Below are 15,631 nucleotides of genomic sequence, written 5' to 3'. Positions count from 1 at the left end.
GCACCTTACCCCTGCCGCCGCATCCTTGGCAACGGCGCCAGCACATCAAGCAGATCTTGCGGCAAAGGCGGCACAGTTCCGCACATCTGCGCCGCGATGATCTCGGCCGCCAGCCCGGCAGTGAGCAGGCCGCGCGTGCCGTGCGCGAGACTGCAATACAAACCCGGCTCCACCTCGCCCACCAGCGGCATCGCACCGGGTACGGAGCAACGCACACCGGCGCGTCCACTCAACGGCTTTGCACCGCCCAATGCCTGATACAGCGCAGGCATATGCGCGGATAGCCTGGCGATATTCTCGGCATGGTCGGCCGCGCGAACATCCCTTGCATCATCGTCGAACGCGGAGGTCGCCCCGGCTACATGTTCGCCGTCCAGCGCAGGAGCGCAATAACCTTCGGCACACAGCACGGCTTTCAACATGCCGCTGGCTGCTGTGGCGGGGAGCACGCTGATCTGGCCGCGCACCGGCTGCAACGGCAAAGCGGCGAACTGTGCCAGTTGCTTCGCCTGATGCGCCGAGCACACCACGGCTTGCTGCGCCTCGATGGCAAAGCCCTCTCCGCGCGCGCGCCAACCGTTTGCAGTCCGCTCCAGTGTAGTGACTTCGCTATTCAGTCGCAGCGTGATGTTCGGATGCTGCGCCAGTCGGGCGCAGACTTCCGTCGGCACTACCCAGCCTCCGGCGGGGAACCACATGCCGCCGTGCGACATGGATAAGCCCGCCAGCGCCGATGCATGCTCCGCATCCACCACCTGCAGCAGATGCGGCGGCCATTCCTGCGTCGCCAGCTTGCCGATGCGCTTCGCTTCTGAATCGGTAGCCGCCAGTTGTAGCAATCCGCATTCGGCACGATGCACACCATCCACAGGCAACACTGCGTCGAGCAACGCCAGCGCGTGACCGTAGGCCGCCAGCACAAAACGATGCAATGTGTTCATGCCCGCACCGAAGCGCGCATGCAGGATACCGCGCGGATTACCGGAGGCGGCGCTGGCGAGTTGTGCGGCGGACTCGATCAACGTGACTTGAATACCGCGTTGTGCCAAGGCATTTGCCACGGCGCAACCGGCAAGGCCACCGCCAACGACGAGAGCGCTACGGGGCATCACCCTTCGCCCGCTTGCTGGGGAGTGAGCAAAGAATTGTCCGCATGTCATCTCCCACTTGCGGCCATAGCCCGGTACGCGCTTCACCTCGAAGCCTGCGGCTTGCAGGCTGCGCCGCACCCAGCCTGTGCTGGTGTAGGTGGCCAGCGTCGTCCCCTCATGCGAGGCGCGGGCGACGGCGGCCAGCACGGCTTCGTTCCACATCTCGGGATTCCTCGCAGGAGCGAAGCCGTCAAGGAACCATGCATCCACGCTGGCGGGCTGCAGTTGCGGCAAAGCTTGTGCCACATCTTCCATCGCCAAAGTCATACGGACGCGCCCGTCGGCGAAATGCCAGCGGTTCCAACCCGGTACGCGGCGCTTCCAGCTGGCAAGCAAAGCCTCCGCCTGTGCAGCCAGCGCCGGCCACAATGCCAGTGCGGCGCGCAGATCCTCATCGTCGATGGGGAATCTTTCGGTGCTAAAGAAATCCAGACTGGCACCGGGCGGCGCAGTCTGTTCGAACAACTGCCAAGCGCATAGGAAATTGAGCCCGGTGCCGAATCCGGTCTCGCCTATGCAAAAACTGTCGCCATCATGCAACACCGCAAAACGACGGGTCAGTTCATTGCCTTGCAAGAACACATGGCGCGTCTCTTCCAGACCGGATTCGGTAGAGAAATACACATCGCCGAAACGGGATGAGAATGGCTGGCCGTCTTTCCATTCGAGCATGGTGTGATCGGCGGAGTCACCCGCCTGTAGATATTCTGGAACTGGGGCGGCGGATTATACGCGGCGGCTGTAGATGCCGAGTTAAGCCATCCTGGTCAGGCTGGCGAAGAAGAGACTGTCGAATCGGCGACTGAGATGGTTCTTCAAACGTTCGAGCCCATCATCCTCGAAGCGGGAGAATTCGATCTCTGTCAGGAAATCACCTTCATGCACCACGGTGATCAGACTACGCCCCACTAGCTTCACCAAGGCATGGCCGCAGCTCTGATCCAGAGGCGGTATCTTCAGCATGATCGCCACTTCCTTCCCGCTGCAGATGTGGTGATCGCTACGGATGCGCATAGTGCTGGTAGAGATATCGTGGGCAAAACCTTCACGTATGGTGATCGGCTTACCTTGTTTCTTGCAATCACACAGGAATCGAACCGGCCAGTTCGCTGGATAACGGGTTACATGTGCTTCTGTCATGGCGCCTCTCCAAAGCAACATCACACGGGATTCTGTTCAGTTGGAGTATCCGCCGTGCATGCATCGCGTCAATATGTCGAATAGCCTATATAGTTTTGTGGGTATATAGACTATGGCCTATATATCCACCACTACGGGCTATACCTTGCATATAGATCGCGTGAAAAGATCAACGCCCTCCGTTACCGTACAATTGGCTGCATTCAACTTATCTCATTCACCTGCTGAAATGCGTCACATTCGAATCATATGAGCAAGCAATCTCTCGACCGCATCCTGCAATCCCAAGGCTTTGGCACCCGCAAATGGTGTTCCGGGTTGGTCGCCGACGGCAATGTGCGCGTCGGCGGCGAGACCGTCACCGATGACCGCACCCGCTTCGAGACCGACGGGCTCGAGTTCAGCGTTTACGACGAATCGTGGCTGTTTCGCGAGCATATCTACATCGCGCTGCACAAGCCAGCCGACTATGAATGCTCGCGCAAACCTTCACACCACCCCGGCGTGCTCTCGCTGTTGCCGGAACAATTCACCAACCGCGACGTGCAGCCGGTGGGACGGCTGGACCACGACACCACCGGCCTGCTGCTGATGTCGGACGACGGTTCGTTCATCCACAAACAATCTTCGCCCAAACACCATGTGCCCAAGGTATACGTCGCCACCACGCACAATCCGGTCACGCCGCAATTGATCGAGCACTTGCTAAAGGGTGTGAAGCTGAACGATGAGCCCGCGCCGCTATCCGCAGTGCTATGCGAAAAGCTGGATGAACAGCAGTTGAAGATCGTGCTGGAACAGGGAAAATACCATCAGGTGAAACGCATGCTGGCCGCCGCCGGCAACCATTGCACGGCGTTGTGCCGCACACAGATAGGCGAGCTCACACTGGAAGCCCTGGGACTGGATGCGGGAGAGTGGTGCTATTTGAACGACAAGGAACTGGCCTTGCTCAAACCGCTGGCGTGACGCTGGACAAGATGGTCCCTGACCAGTTGTATTGTGAGATCAGAGGCGCATAATACCCACAGGTAGATACGCGGATTCCTTCAAACAAAACGGAGGTTAAAATGCGCCGCTTCTATACCGGTCTGTTGTTCTTCGGGGCGTCCTTTGCCGCACATGCAGCAGAGACGCACAAACATTCCCATGCCGCCAAACACGCGCCTGTTGCGATGCATTACACGCATTACGTTCCGGAGGAACATGCGCACAACAGCGTGGTGTTCTCCGACGTAAAGTCCGGTGACACGAACTTTTCCGCGCCGCGTCTGGCGGCTTCCAGTCAATCGGTCGCCGCGTTGACCCAGAGTCAAAAGAACCTTGTCAACGTATTGAGCGCGCTACATCAGCAGCGTCTGAACCTGCAAAACGAACAGATGAAACTTTCGCTCCAACCGGGCGCAGCCGTGATGGAGACAGAACATCTGAAAGTTGCAGTGCAGTCCGATTCGAGCTCGGTCAGTTGGCATACCACGTTCTAGACTGTGGATCGCCCGACAGCAGCAAGCAAAGGTAGCGGATCATTCTGCGTAGCGGCAATACGTCTCGCGCACAAAAAGGATGGCGAGCAACCCCATCAACGAGAATCCCAGCATGATGCCCATGCCAACCTGATAGTCAACCACACCAAGCGGCGCCGCGTTGCCTGCATGCGCGCGGTCTATGGCCCAGCCCACCAATGGTTGCAGGATGGCGGTGCCGAGGAATGCGCCGACGTTGACCACGCTGGTGGCCATGCCGGAGAGTGCGGGTGGATTGACTTCCTTGGCACAGGCCCAGCTCAGGGTGAAGCTGGGCGCCGCCAGTCCCATCACGAAGAACAACGTGTGGCTGACCACACTGCCCATCTGCATGCCGAACAACAGCGGCAGCCAGCACAGGCTATACACCAGCGCACCGGCGAACATCACCGGCTTGCGCCTGCCCAAGCGGTCCGACAGCGTACCGATGAAGAACGCGCCGATGGCGAAGCCGGCCAATAACAGGGTCGTGTGATCGGTCGCCACTGCGCGATCCATGCCGTACACATCGTGCAGGAAGGGCACCGCCCACAGGCCACCGAAGGCGAACAGTGTGCCCGCCAGTCCCATGTTCACCCATAGTCCAGGCCAGGTGGCACGGTTCTTCATCACGACCAATAGACCGTCGTACCAGTGTCCCTGATGCGCGGGGTGTGAAGCTTTTCCGTCCAGTTCGCGCAGGCTGGGTAGCCCTGCTTCGCCGGGATGATTGCGCACGAACCACCACGACAGTGCAGCCAGAACGAGTGATGCGATACCCACCGCGACGAACACCGTGCGCCATGAGACGAAGCCCAGTGCCCAGGCCAACGGTGCTGCTGCCAATACCGAACCCATATTACCCAGCAGGATGGTGGTGCCGGTCGCCGTGCCGAAGTGACGGTCATGGAACCACACGGCATTGAGCTTGAGCATGCAGATGAAGGAGACCGACACGCCGAGGCCGACCAGCAGACGGCCGACGGACGCCATCGCCAGTGTATCCGCCATACCGAACATGATCGAACCGATGCCGGCGATGACGCCACCGATGGCAACCACACGGCGCGGCCCCAGCGTATCGGCGAGGATGCCGGTGGGGATCTGCATCACGGTGTAGACATAGAAGTAGGTCGCGGCTAGACCGCCCAAAGAAGCGCCCGTCGTATTGAATGCGAGCTGCAGGTCGGACGAGATCGCCGCCGGTGCGAAGCGGTGGAAGAACGAAAGGACGTAAGCCAGACCGACGATCCCGAATGCGGTCCAGCGCAGGCGTACCAGTTGGCTGGCTTGGTGGGTATTCAGCATGGTTCAGGCCGCCCGGTTCACGAACAGCGTCTGCGTGGGATAGGCGAACTCGATGCCTTCCTTTTCGAACGCCTCGAACACGGCCAGATTGATTGCCTGCTGGATGTCCATGTACTTGGCGTAATCGGCACCATGCACGTAATACACGAACTCGAAGTTCAGGCTGGAATCACCGTAACTTGCAAAATGCCCGCGATCGAACTCGGCGTCTTCCTGCGCCACGATGATGTCCTTCACCAGCGGCGGGATGCGCCTCAGCTTCTCGGCGGAGGTCTGGTAAGTCACCCCCAGTTTGAACACGATGCGGCGCTTATCCATCTTCTTGAAGTTGTGCACGCGCGAGTTGGTCAGGTCGGTGTTGGAGAACACCAGTTGCTCGCCGCCCAGCGCGCGCAGGCGCGTGGTCTTGATGCCGACATGCTCCACCACGCCCATCTTGTCGCCCACCACCACGAAGTCACCTACCGCGAACGGCTTGTCGAAGAAGATCACGAAGTAGCTGAACAGATCGCCCAGCACCGCCTGCGCCGCCAGCGCCACCGCGATGCCGCCGATACCCAGACCGGCTACCATCGCGGATATCTTCACGCCCAGATTGTCCAGCAGGAACAGCAGCGCCAGCATCCAGATCAGGAAATTGAGCAGCCCGCCTATCCCCTTGATCTGTTTGCCCCCCTCTTCGGAGGCGGCATTGGAATAGCTACGCAGCAGGTGATGCACCGCTGCGGTCAGGGTGCGCACGACAAGGATGGTGACCAGCACGATGGCGGCGATGTCGAGACCGCGCTCGAAATCCTTGCTTAACTGCAAGGTATGGATCGAAGCGTACAGCACGCCGAAATACAGGATAGGCACCACTGTCCGTTCGATCGCCTTGACCAGCAGATCGTCGATAGTGGTGGCCGACGACTCGGCCAGCTTCTTCAGACGGCTGAGGATATAGTGCTTGAACACATAGATCGCGCCCATTCCGCCCAACAGGATGGCAAGCGATGTGAGGTAAGCCAGTACCGTATTCCCAAAGTATGTCTGTTCAAACATGAGTTGCTGTCTTCCCTGTTATTGGCTATGGCAAAGTGCCGGGGGACGCGGCGCAATGCGCTATGCTTACGCCCCCCGTGCATTGTGCAGCAATGCTGCCGTATCAGGAAATCACATGGCAATCAAAGCAACCGTATTCAAGGCCAATCTGCAGATCGCGGATATGGAGCGACACTATTATCAGGACCACGCGCTCACGCTTGCGCAGCACCCCTCCGAGACGGAGGAAAGACTTATGGTGCGCCTGCTGGCCTTCGCCCTGCATGCGCATGAGTATCTCGAGTTCGGGCAAGGCATGACCGACGAAGATGCGGCAGACCTGTGGCAGAAAGACCTGACCGGCAGCATCGAACTATGGATCGATGTCGGCATCCCCGACGAGAAGCTGATCCGCAAGGCCTGCGGTCGCGCCCGGCAAGTGGTGGTGTACTGCTACGGCGGGCGCGTGGCCGACATTTGGTTCGCGCAGAACCGCTCGCAGTTCGAACGCCAGAAGAACCTCACCATCATCAACCTGCCTCCCGAGAGTACGCGCGAGCTGCCCAAGCTGGTGCACCGCACCATGAATCTGCAATGCACCATCCAGGATGGACAGGTATGGCTGAGCGACGGCGATCACAGCATGGAGATCCAGCGCGTCAAACTGCGCTGAAGCGCCCAGTGATCAGGCGGTTGCGGTGGCCTTTTCGATCAGCGGTTGCAATTCGCCCTGCTCGAACATCGCCAGCATGATGTCGGAACCACCGATCAGCTCGCCGTTGATATAGAGCTGCGGGAAGGTGGGGAAATCGGCGTAGAACTTCAGATAGTTCCAGGACACCGGGTCTTCCAGCACATTGACGGCCACATACTTGTTGACGCCTGCCGCCTTCAGCACCTGCGCGGCGCGGCCGGAGAATCCGCATTGCGGGAATTGCGGCGTGCCTTTCATGTACAGCACGATGGGGTTCTCGGTCACCGTCTTGCGGATGATGTCCAGTGCGATCTCTTTTTCGTCCATTTTGATTCCTTATTGAATGTTGGCCCACTGCGCGGGCGTCATCGTCTTCATCGACAGGGCGTGGATCTTCTCCATCTTGTCGCCCAGCACCTGATACACCAGCTTGTGCTGCTGCAACATGCCCTTGCCTTCAAAATCCTTGCTCACGATCACCGCATCGAAATGGCGACCGTCGCCTTCGACCTGGATGTGTTCGCACGGCAGTCCCTGCAGGATGAAATCCCTGACGTTGTCGGGTGTGACTTTCATTGAAGATCCTCAGACGCAGCCGGTCGGCTTGGGCATGCCACCGTATTTGGTGATCGGCTTCATGGGGCCGGTCATCCAAAGTTCGAACACATCTTTCTGGTCTTCGTCGATGTATTTGGCGAACTTGCGAATGGGTGGCACCGAGTTGAATTCCTCGTAATACTCGCGCGCCTTCATGATCTGCTGCCACTTCTTGTCGGTCAGCTCGTAGCCGTCCGCCTCGGCCATGGCACGGCCGATCTCTTCGGTCCAATCACTCATATCGACGAGATATCCGTCACCGTCACGTGCTGGTAATTGCATGGTCTGCCCCTCTCTAGTGAAAAAGTGCAGCCATTTAACCTAACCCGAGTAATTTAGTCAATTACTCTTATTGGGGGGGGGGCAGATGATGGATCACCCACCAAAGGATTAGTGGCGGGTCAGCTCGACCAGTTTCGCATCCTCGACACGGATGTGGTGGATCAACCAGTCACGCAGATAGGTCAGCACGTCGAACTGGGCGACCAGCGGATTGGCGTGCAGTTCTTCGTAGAATTCCGCGATCTTCTCTTCGAAGGCATGATGCTGGTGCAATTGGCGATCGATACCGGCGAATGCGTAGTGATTCATCATCTGCTCTTCCGAACGGAAGTGGATCTTGGCATAGGCATCCAGCGATTTGATCAGCCGCGCAACTTCGCGCGCGCCGCGCTTTTTGATCACGACCTGATACAGATCGTTGATGAGATCGAACAGATAGCGGTGATGCTCGTCGATGACATCGATCCCCACACTCAGGCTGTCGTCCCAAGGGATCCATTCGTTCTCGCGGTGGCGGATAGGAGGCAGCGTCAGCACCTGCTTGGGATCGATGATGTCGTCCCGGTACAGTTCGCGGATACGCAGGATCTCGGGCATCGACGCCTCGAAGGCGCGCACCACTTCCGGATCGAAGTGCTTGCCTGCCTCGCTCATCACCCAGTCATGGGCCTGTTCCACCGTCCAGGGTTCTTTGTAGGGGCGGGTCGAGGTGAGCGCATCGAACACATCGGCGACGGCGCAGATACGCGCCAGCATGGGGATCTCTTCGCCCTTCATCCCGTTGGGGTAGCCTTTGCCATCCCAGCGTTCGTGATGACAACCGGCGATATCGCGTGCCGCCTTGATCAGTTCGTCCTTGCCTTCCAGGATGGTGACGCCGATCTCGGTATGCGTCTTCATCACCTCATACTCTTCGTCGGTCAGCTTGCCCGGCTTGAGCAACACCGCATCGGCGATACCGATCTTGCCGACATCATGCATGGGTGCCGCGATATACAGCAGTTCCCGCTGCTCATCGGCGATCCCCATCGCTTTGGCGATGGATTGCGCATAGTTGGTCATGCGCATGATGTGCCAGCCGGTCTCGTTGTCGCGGTATTCGGACGCCACGCCCAGACTGCGGATGGCATCCGCCCGGGCTTCCTCAAGTTCCAGCTCGCGTATGCGCAAGGTCTCCATGGACAAGGTGCGCTGCACCAGACCGGACAGGGCGCGCGACAGATCGCTGAAGAAATCCTCATACACCTCGCACAGCTCGTATCCCATCGGGACGAACAGGGTCACGTAACCGATGTATTTCCCCTCGACGCGCAACGGCAGCAGCATGATGCGGGTATGTACGACAGCACCGACAGAGGGATCTTCATAGGAGACTTGCTTGGTATGGCAGCGTTCGACTGCACCGGGTTCGGGCAGTTTCAGATCCTCCCAATTCAGCGTGTTGTCCCATGCGGGCGGCATGCCAAACTGTGCAACCTGGAAATATTTGCCGCGGGGGTTGAGCAACAGGATCGCACCGCGCGACTCGACGGGGATCTCGCGATGCTCTCTCAACAGGATGAAAAGATGTTCCAGCAGATTGTCCAGATCGCCCGAATCATTTCCGGACACTGTCAACTCAAAGACCAGCTTGCTTATCGCAAGCTTCTCCTGACCTTTTTCCATCTACCGTCGCTCCCTTCACATGTCCGATCTGTATATCTGCTGCACTGCGCCGAACTGCACGCATTAAGACACATTTCATTCGGGGAGACAATTGAGAATTGATACATTCATGCGATTTTTATCTTTTAGGAAACATGACAACCTGAAACGGCATGGCCTGCTGCGGATTATCGGGTGATAATCGCACTCAATATCCCCTGCAGGCGACAACTAACGAGGAGTCCACCATGCCCAACACCGCCCTGAATCAAGCTTCTCTGGATCAACTCTTCCTCGCGGCACGCACCCACAACGCCTGGACCGACCAGCCGGTGCCTGACGAATTGCTACTCCAACTCTACGACACTTTCCGCATGGGGCCGACTTCGGCAAATAGCTGCCCGGCCCGTATCGTGTTCGTGAAGACGAAGGAAGCCAAGGAAAAGCTGCTGCCGACATTGATGGAAGGCAACCGCGCCAAGGTCATGGCTGCGCCCGTCACGGCCATCATCGGCTATGACCTGCACTTCTACGAGAAACTGGGCAAACTGTTCCCCAACGCACCGGATGCACCGAGCTGGTTCAACGGGGATGAGAAGACCGCCTTCACCAACGCCTTCCGCAACGGCACGCTGCAGGGTGCTTATCTGATCATCGCGGCGCGCGCGCTCGGCCTCGATTGCGGACCGATGTCCGGCTTCGACAATACCAAGGTGGACGAACTGTTCTTTGCGGGAACGAATGTGCGATCGAACTTCGTCTGCAGCCTCGGCTACGGCGACCCCAAGGGTGTCTATCCGCGCAATCCGAGACTGAGTTTCGAGGAAGCCTGCCGCATCGAGTGATACAGCTGGCCTGAAATGAAAAAAGCCGCGAGCAGGACGCTCGCGGCTTTGGACCGTATCGATCAGGCGTGCATCTGGTTCAGTTGCTTGGCGATCACGTCATGGTTCAGCCACAGCACAGGACCGGCCGGGTTCGATGTCTCGTGGAACATCAGCGGGCCGGTACCTTCCAGCACCAGTGAACTCAACACATCCGTCACCAGCGCATCGCGCGTCTTGTGCATCTTGGTGATCGCTTCCGACGTGCCGATCATCACATCCGCCAGTTCGGCAGTGTTGTCCATCGGCCAGGCCGTGAAATTGCGGAAACCCTTCATCACTTCGCTGTCGTTATAAGCGTCGATGGTGCTCAGCAGGTTCTCCAGCGATTCGCCTTCCTGTAACACCTCGCGGCAGGCTTTCCACTGTGTTTCCGCCCAAGCGCCGCCGCCTTCCTGCTTCAGAGCTTTCAGCAAGGGGAACAACGACAATTCCACGCCGACGAAGATGTCGGACGAGTTGGTACGGATCTCCGGGCAGTTGTACACCGTCGCCTTGATACCCTGCTTCCAGGCCGCTTCCGCGTGCTGCTCCAGACGCATCTTGGCGCGGCCCTGCGTGTAGTTGGTGTAGGTCTGCCACTCGTACTTGCCGCCGATCAGGATCTCGGTGCCGTGGTAACCGTAGGCGGTGTAACGCACCTGCCCGCCGCTCTTCTCCAGACGTGCACGGATGGCGGCGCTGCCCTCGATCAGATGCTGGAAGGTGTTGGCCGTGACTTCGTCGAAATTCATCAGGATCAGCTTGCCAAGGTCGCTGTTGACCAGCGCGCTGGACGGCATGAAACGCTCGCCGCGTCCCTTGTAGATACGGTTGGCGATGGCGAGGAACACCTTCACCTTGGGGATGCCGCCCGCCATGGTGTGCGCGAAGAAGGCATTGGCACCGTCCGGGATCATGCCGTCCAGCTCGGCCATCACCTTGGCCACGGAATCCGTGAAGCGAAGCACACCGGCCGCGAGGCACTTCTCGACCTGCGCCCAATCCAGCTTGTCGGTCTGCCAGCTCTTCAGGGTCATGTCGGAGATCAGGTCGGTCGGGGTCGGCTCACCGGCCGGTGCATCCAGATCGAAACCGGCCATCAGCGGCACATTGATGATGCGCCCGCCCAGATTGGCTTCTGCAGTCGCCAGCTCTTCCGCTGTCAAAGCACGCAGCGCGTTGTTCTCGTCGCGGCGCCCCACCGTGATACCGACGATGGTCATACCGGCCTTGCGCGCTTCATTGATCAGCCCGTTGGCATAGCCCCGTCCGAACAGTTCGCCGAACAACACAAAGACATCGCCCTTGCGAAAGATGTTGGACTGCGGAACGTTGCGTAAAGGGATCGGTGCTTGCATGCGATAGACTCCGTTTAATGTTTTGTGGCAAGGCGAGCCTTGCAGGCCGCTCGCGAGGGCGCAATTGTACAGAATAAGGGGCTGATACGGCTCGCCTTAGGTGTTCACATCCCGCCGCGACTCAATCCTGCAGCGTAATGGTGGCGACAGCCGTCATCTTGTCTATATCGAGCTGCAATTCGCAGAATTCATCCAGCTCGTTCGTCGGCGTGGGGTCATCGGCACAACTGCAGCCCGCAATCACACTCTTGAAGAATATCCCGGCCATCACGCGGATGACCGGGCCGGCATCTTCGATGTGCTTGATGATCACACTGATCGGCCGGTCTAGCGCCTGACTTCCCGAAGTCAGCCCCGCCTGTAGCGGAAGAGCCGCGATACCAAGCTGCATCAGCTCGCGCTTGAGCGTCTCCTCGAACTCGGGACGTCCCCACACCGATAGGGTTGACTCAAGGCGTAGCACCGCTCATTCCTCGACCACACAATCACGGCCATTGTCCTTGGCGCGATACAAAGCCTGATCCACGCGCACCAGCCAGCTATCCAGCGATTCACCCGAACGTATCTCTGCCACGCCGAACGAAGCCGACAGACACCAGGCATCCTGCTGGCCGGCAAGCAGATCGCTGTCCTTCAGTTTGCTACGGATACGCTCAGCGAGTTGCGCGGCGGCCGCACTATCCGTCATGGGCAACACCAGCATGAACTCCTCGCCGCCATAGCGCCCGAAGAAATCCCCCTGCCGCAACAACGTCTCCACACAACGCGCGAACGACACCAGCACGTTATCTCCCACCCCGTGACCGAAGCTGTCGTTCACGTTCTTGAAGTGGTCGATATCGATCAGCACAATGGAGCACACACTGCCGTAGCGACCGAACATCTCATACTGGCGTTCCAGCTGTTCGACGATGAAGTGGCGGTTATACAGACCGGTGAGCTGGTCATGCACCGCCAGCACTTGCAGCGTCTGGTTGAGCGCGTCGAGCTGCCCGTTGCGCAACTCCAGCTGGCGGCGGTTGCTGCGGTTCTGCACTAGCTGGCGCATCCCCTCTTCGAACTGCCGATAGGCATCCCAGCCGATCTGCATCTCGACCAGGAACAACACCCCCAGACCGATGGCGAGATTGATGTAGAGCGACTCCCCCAATGACAGGAAGAACAGGAAGGGCACAATCAAGATGGACGCGCAAAAGGTCAGCATGGTGATGAACGAAGGCGCCATGTTGGTCACGCTGACCGCCGAGATGGAGATCAACAGCAGCAGGATGATCATATCGCCGATCGCTGCAGTTTCACCTTCGCCGTGGAAGAACACGATGGCCGCGCCCCAGCTCAGCCCTTGCAACACGCGCAACACGATCTGCCAGTTGAGCGCAGCGCTGATGCGTGCATGCGGCATGGGCTGCTTCAACCAACGGGTGGAGAGCACATAGGTGATACCGTCGGAAAGACTGTTGAGCAACATCCAACCGAAGATCCAGAACCAGGGCGTGGTTTCCCACACCAGCCAGGCGATGTACAGTGTGCCTAGCGGCGCCATCATCGAAGCCAGACGCGCGCGCTCCAGCAGCGTACGGAAACACAATCTTTCTAATTCAGCCTCATCTTCAGGTGAGAGGCTATCCATCCACTTATCTTGCATATCTCCTCCAAGCGGCCTGAGTCTAATTCCCTGGCGCGTGTTTTGCCAGCATCCGTGCGGCAGCGCGCTTTAAGTGCCTGATCTTCAGGAGTACCATGTGATAGCCAGTGGTCATTCCGCAATTCAGACCGGGGAGAAGAAGATGGATCCCTTGCTCGGCATCAACCCCAATGCATCGGTGGCCGGCATCCTTGCCAGCCCTGCCGTTACGCCTTCCTATGCTTTGCTGTCCGCCCAACTCAGCCTGTCCACGCCGGCCTTGTTCGGATATTCGTCGACCATGGTCGGCATCTCGGCGAGAGGGCAGTTGCTGTCCGCCAGCGTCACGTTCCAGAACGCGCTGCGCCCGCTGAAATCCGGCACGACCGAGGAAACCGTCGATCTCGCCGAATTCACCACCCGTGCGCAAAGTCTGGTCGATGCATTCAACACACTGCAAAGCACCATCGCCGTTGTCGACAAGATGAACCTGCCATCCTCGGGCAGCATCACCACTGCAAGCGACTTGTCGCGTTCTCTCGATGCGCAAGCACTAAGCAGCTATACGAACGGGGGCGCGACACTGACCGATCTGTCGCAGCTGGGTATCGAACTCCAGCCTGACATCTTCCCGGCGGGAAGCAGCAGACTGAAGCTGGACACCGACAAACTGGAAGCGGCATTCACCAGCGATGCGCAAAGTGCCACGGCCCTGCTTGCCAGCGCTGCCGATGCATTCAGCACAGTAGCCGGCAATTTCATCAGCCGTTCCGGCAGCCAGTTCCCGTCGTTTGAAGCATTCCTGCAGACCACCTCGAACAGCGATCTGCTCGCGGGTCTGCCGCAGTTACAGACCTTGAGTCTGCACGACGCACTAGCCAGTCAGGCAGAGGATCAAACCATCAACTGGCAGCTGGTTTATGCCGCCATCACCGAGTATTCGCTGGTATCGCAGCTATACGGATGATCCGGCTCAGGCGCGCGCCAGCGCCTGCAACACCGCCTGCAGCAGGTCCCAGCAGCGCTCAACCGACTCGACCTCCACCCGTTCGCCCGGCGCATGCGCGCCGCGTATGTCCGGCCCGAACGAGATCATGTCCAGATGCGGATGGCTGGCCGCCAGCAGGCCGCATTCCAGTCCGGCATGGATCACCTGCAGGGAAGCAGGCGCGCCAAACTGGGCCGCATACACCTGCTGACACAAGGCCAGCAATGCCGAATCAGGATCGGGCGTCCAGCCCGGATAAGCACCATCCTTGTAAGCACGCAGACCGTAGCCGGAGGCGAACGAGACCAGCTTGTCGGCCAGCACATCCGCACGCGCATCCAGCAGCGAGCGCACTTTGAAAGTCACTTTGCTTTCGCCCTGCGCCAACTTGAATACGCCCAGATTGCTCGATGTATCGGTCACACCGGCGAAGTCATCGCTGATGCGCGAGACGCCGTTGACCGCGTTATCGAGGAAGCCGAGCAGGCGATCCCGCTCTGCCACGGTCACCGCCTGACCCACTGGCATCTCATCCAGCTCGTAGCGGAAAGTCACGCCCGCATCGACATCCGCGAAGCGGTGCTGCCAGGAAGTCAGGCGATGCTCCACCCATTCGTCTATACCGGACACCGCAGCGAGAGGCACGGCGCAGATCGCGAACGCTTCGCGCGGGATGGCGTTGCGCGCTGTGCCGCCCTGCATCTCGATCAGGCGCACATCGGTGTGCGCGGCCAGATCGCGCAAAGCCTCAGCCAGCAACTTGATGGCGTTGCCGCGCCCGAGATGGATGTCTATGCCCGAGTGTCCGCCGCGCAAACCGGACACATCGAAACGCAACACCGCGTAGTCCGGCGGCAGCGCTTCCATCTCACTGATGTGGCGCACCTCCACATCCACCCCGCCCGCGCAGCCGAGATAGAAATGTCCCCATTCCTCCGTATCCAGATTGATGAGCGACTGGCCCTGCAAGGTGCCGGGCACCAGACCGCGCGCGCCGTCCATGCCCGACTCTTCATTGATGGTCAGCAACACTTCCAGCGCAGGATGCTCGATCCCTTGCGCTTCCAGCGCCGCCAATGCCAGCGCCACACCGATGCCGTTATCCGCGCCCAACGTGGTGTTCTCCGCCACCACCCAGCCGTCGCGCAGCACGGTCTGGATCGCATCGCGTTCGAAATCGTGCACCGTGCCGGCATTGGCCTGGCACACCATATCGAGATGACCTTGCAGGATCACGCCGGGCGCAGACTCGCAACCGGGACTGGCGGGTTTGTGCAGGATGAGGTTGCCGACCGCATCCTCGAAATGCGCGATGCCGCGTGCATCGGCCCAGGCAGCGAGATGCCGCTTCAGTGCTTCTTCACGATAGGAGGGACGCGGGATCGCACACAGCGTGGCGAAGTGTGACCAGACCAGAGAGGGCGGCAGTTCACTCAAGTTCGAACTATTGCTTGTTT

At 59.2% G+C, this 15,631-nt stretch carries 17 protein-coding genes; 5 read left to right on the top strand and 12 right to left on the bottom strand.

What is annotated here, in order from left to right:
• Window positions 1-5: 5 nt before the first annotated feature.
• Window positions 6-1,823, bottom strand: coding sequence for a bifunctional tRNA (5-methylaminomethyl-2-thiouridine)(34)-methyltransferase MnmC2/FAD-dependent 5-carboxymethylaminomethyl-2-thiouridine(34) oxidoreductase MnmC1 (mnmC, locus tag ACYCZ5_RS10905; RefSeq protein WP_461544828.1), 1,818 nt, complete (start codon window positions 1,821-1,823; stop codon window positions 6-8).
• 81 nt (window positions 1,824-1,904) lie between these two features.
• Window positions 1,905-2,291 carry a hypothetical protein gene (locus ACYCZ5_RS10900; protein WP_461544827.1) on the bottom strand — a complete coding sequence of 129 codons (387 nt, stop codon included), beginning with the start codon at window positions 2,289-2,291 and terminating at the stop codon, window positions 1,905-1,907.
• Between the two features lie 249 nt (window positions 2,292-2,540).
• Between ACYCZ5_RS10900 and ACYCZ5_RS10895 the strand changes: the two genes are divergently transcribed.
• Window positions 2,541-3,260: a pseudouridine synthase gene (locus ACYCZ5_RS10895; protein WP_461544826.1), complete on the top strand. Its 720-nt coding sequence runs from the start codon at window positions 2,541-2,543 to the stop codon at window positions 3,258-3,260.
• A gap of 101 nt (window positions 3,261-3,361) precedes the next feature.
• Window positions 3,362-3,775, top strand: coding sequence for a hypothetical protein (locus ACYCZ5_RS10890; protein WP_461544825.1), 414 nt, complete (start codon window positions 3,362-3,364; stop codon window positions 3,773-3,775).
• 39 nt (window positions 3,776-3,814) lie between these two features.
• Here ACYCZ5_RS10890 and ACYCZ5_RS10885 read toward each other — a convergent pair whose 3' ends face one another.
• Window positions 3,815-5,101: an MFS transporter gene (locus tag ACYCZ5_RS10885; protein ID WP_461544824.1), complete on the bottom strand. Its 1,287-nt coding sequence runs from the start codon at window positions 5,099-5,101 to the stop codon at window positions 3,815-3,817.
• 3 nt (window positions 5,102-5,104) lie between these two features.
• The gene (locus ACYCZ5_RS10880; protein ID WP_461544823.1) at window positions 5,105-6,142 is read right to left on the bottom strand and encodes a mechanosensitive ion channel family protein; all 1,038 of its coding nucleotides are present in this window, start codon (window positions 6,140-6,142) and stop codon (window positions 5,105-5,107) included.
• 115 nt (window positions 6,143-6,257) lie between these two features.
• Between ACYCZ5_RS10880 and ACYCZ5_RS10875 the strand changes: the two genes are divergently transcribed.
• A complete protein-coding gene (locus ACYCZ5_RS10875; protein WP_461544822.1) occupies window positions 6,258-6,794 on the top strand; it encodes a YaeQ family protein in 537 nt (178 codons plus the stop codon).
• Window positions 6,795-6,806: 12 nt separating this feature from the next.
• Here ACYCZ5_RS10875 and grxD read toward each other — a convergent pair whose 3' ends face one another.
• From grxD to ACYCZ5_RS10855, 4 genes are all read right to left on the bottom strand, one after another.
• Window positions 6,807-7,142: a Grx4 family monothiol glutaredoxin gene (grxD, locus tag ACYCZ5_RS10870; protein ID WP_461544821.1), complete on the bottom strand. Its 336-nt coding sequence runs from the start codon at window positions 7,140-7,142 to the stop codon at window positions 6,807-6,809.
• Window positions 7,143-7,151: 9 nt separating this feature from the next.
• Window positions 7,152-7,391, bottom strand: coding sequence for a BolA family protein (locus ACYCZ5_RS10865; RefSeq protein ID WP_461544820.1), 240 nt, complete (start codon window positions 7,389-7,391; stop codon window positions 7,152-7,154).
• 9 nt (window positions 7,392-7,400) lie between these two features.
• On the bottom strand, window positions 7,401-7,694 hold the full coding sequence (locus ACYCZ5_RS10860; RefSeq protein WP_461544819.1) for a TusE/DsrC/DsvC family sulfur relay protein: 294 nt from the start codon (window positions 7,692-7,694) through the stop codon (window positions 7,401-7,403).
• A gap of 108 nt (window positions 7,695-7,802) precedes the next feature.
• Window positions 7,803-9,359 (bottom strand): bacteriohemerythrin, encoded by a 1,557-nt coding sequence (locus ACYCZ5_RS10855; RefSeq protein WP_461544818.1) that lies wholly within the window; start codon window positions 9,357-9,359, stop codon window positions 7,803-7,805.
• Window positions 9,360-9,586: 227 nt separating this feature from the next.
• Between ACYCZ5_RS10855 and ACYCZ5_RS10850 the strand changes: the two genes are divergently transcribed.
• Window positions 9,587-10,183: a malonic semialdehyde reductase gene (locus ACYCZ5_RS10850; protein ID WP_461544817.1), complete on the top strand. Its 597-nt coding sequence runs from the start codon at window positions 9,587-9,589 to the stop codon at window positions 10,181-10,183.
• Window positions 10,184-10,245: 62 nt separating this feature from the next.
• Here ACYCZ5_RS10850 and ACYCZ5_RS10845 read toward each other — a convergent pair whose 3' ends face one another.
• The 3 genes from ACYCZ5_RS10845 to ACYCZ5_RS10835 all read right to left on the bottom strand — a co-directional run bounded on the left by ACYCZ5_RS10845 (window position 10,246) and on the right by ACYCZ5_RS10835 (window position 13,207).
• Complete coding sequence (locus tag ACYCZ5_RS10845; protein ID WP_461544816.1) at window positions 10,246-11,562, bottom strand: enoyl ACP reductase FabMG family protein; 1,317 nt, start codon at window positions 11,560-11,562, stop codon at window positions 10,246-10,248.
• A 121-nt stretch (window positions 11,563-11,683) separates the two neighbouring features.
• The gene (locus ACYCZ5_RS10840; RefSeq protein ID WP_461544815.1) at window positions 11,684-12,025 is read right to left on the bottom strand and encodes a hypothetical protein; all 342 of its coding nucleotides are present in this window, start codon (window positions 12,023-12,025) and stop codon (window positions 11,684-11,686) included.
• 3 nt (window positions 12,026-12,028) lie between these two features.
• Window positions 12,029-13,207, bottom strand: coding sequence for a GGDEF domain-containing protein (locus ACYCZ5_RS10835; RefSeq protein WP_461544814.1), 1,179 nt, complete (start codon window positions 13,205-13,207; stop codon window positions 12,029-12,031).
• A 142-nt stretch (window positions 13,208-13,349) separates the two neighbouring features.
• Here ACYCZ5_RS10835 and fliD point away from each other — a divergent pair, with 142 nt between their 5' ends.
• Window positions 13,350-14,153 carry a flagellar filament capping protein FliD gene (gene fliD / locus ACYCZ5_RS10830; RefSeq protein WP_461544813.1) on the top strand — a complete coding sequence of 268 codons (804 nt, stop codon included), beginning with the start codon at window positions 13,350-13,352 and terminating at the stop codon, window positions 14,151-14,153.
• A gap of 6 nt (window positions 14,154-14,159) precedes the next feature.
• Here fliD and pepD read toward each other — a convergent pair whose 3' ends face one another.
• Complete coding sequence (pepD, locus tag ACYCZ5_RS10825) at window positions 14,160-15,611, bottom strand: beta-Ala-His dipeptidase (RefSeq protein WP_461544812.1); 1,452 nt, start codon at window positions 15,609-15,611, stop codon at window positions 14,160-14,162.
• Window positions 15,612-15,631: the final 20 nt, after the last annotated feature.

The organism is Sideroxydans sp., assembly GCF_054604835.1.
This window is presented reverse-complemented; position numbering and strand designations above follow the sequence as displayed.

Bases quoted from the DNA above. Each gene is read 5' to 3' on its own strand.
- mnmC (WP_461544828.1), bottom strand. From the start codon at position 1,823: ATGCTCGAATGGAAAGACGGCCAGCCATTCTCATCCCGTTTCGGCGAT.
- ACYCZ5_RS10900 (WP_461544827.1), bottom strand. From the start codon at position 2,291: ATGACAGAAGCACATGTAACCCGTTATCCAGCGAACTGGCCGGTTCGA.
- ACYCZ5_RS10895 (WP_461544826.1), top strand. From the start codon at position 2,541: ATGAGCAAGCAATCTCTCGACCGCATCCTGCAATCCCAAGGCTTTGGC.
- ACYCZ5_RS10890 (WP_461544825.1), top strand. From the start codon at position 3,362: ATGCGCCGCTTCTATACCGGTCTGTTGTTCTTCGGGGCGTCCTTTGCC.
- ACYCZ5_RS10885 (WP_461544824.1), bottom strand. From the start codon at position 5,101: ATGCTGAATACCCACCAAGCCAGCCAACTGGTACGCCTGCGCTGGACC.
- ACYCZ5_RS10880 (WP_461544823.1), bottom strand. From the start codon at position 6,142: ATGTTTGAACAGACATACTTTGGGAATACGGTACTGGCTTACCTCACA.
- ACYCZ5_RS10875 (WP_461544822.1), top strand. From the start codon at position 6,258: ATGGCAATCAAAGCAACCGTATTCAAGGCCAATCTGCAGATCGCGGAT.
- grxD (WP_461544821.1), bottom strand. From the start codon at position 7,142: ATGGACGAAAAAGAGATCGCACTGGACATCATCCGCAAGACGGTGACC.
- ACYCZ5_RS10865 (WP_461544820.1), bottom strand. From the start codon at position 7,391: ATGAAAGTCACACCCGACAACGTCAGGGATTTCATCCTGCAGGGACTG.
- ACYCZ5_RS10860 (WP_461544819.1), bottom strand. From the start codon at position 7,694: ATGCAATTACCAGCACGTGACGGTGACGGATATCTCGTCGATATGAGT.
- ACYCZ5_RS10855 (WP_461544818.1), bottom strand. From the start codon at position 9,359: ATGGAAAAAGGTCAGGAGAAGCTTGCGATAAGCAAGCTGGTCTTTGAG.
- ACYCZ5_RS10850 (WP_461544817.1), top strand. From the start codon at position 9,587: ATGCCCAACACCGCCCTGAATCAAGCTTCTCTGGATCAACTCTTCCTC.
- ACYCZ5_RS10845 (WP_461544816.1), bottom strand. From the start codon at position 11,562: ATGCAAGCACCGATCCCTTTACGCAACGTTCCGCAGTCCAACATCTTT.
- ACYCZ5_RS10835 (WP_461544814.1), bottom strand. From the start codon at position 13,207: ATGCAAGATAAGTGGATGGATAGCCTCTCACCTGAAGATGAGGCTGAA.
- fliD (WP_461544813.1), top strand. From the start codon at position 13,350: ATGGATCCCTTGCTCGGCATCAACCCCAATGCATCGGTGGCCGGCATC.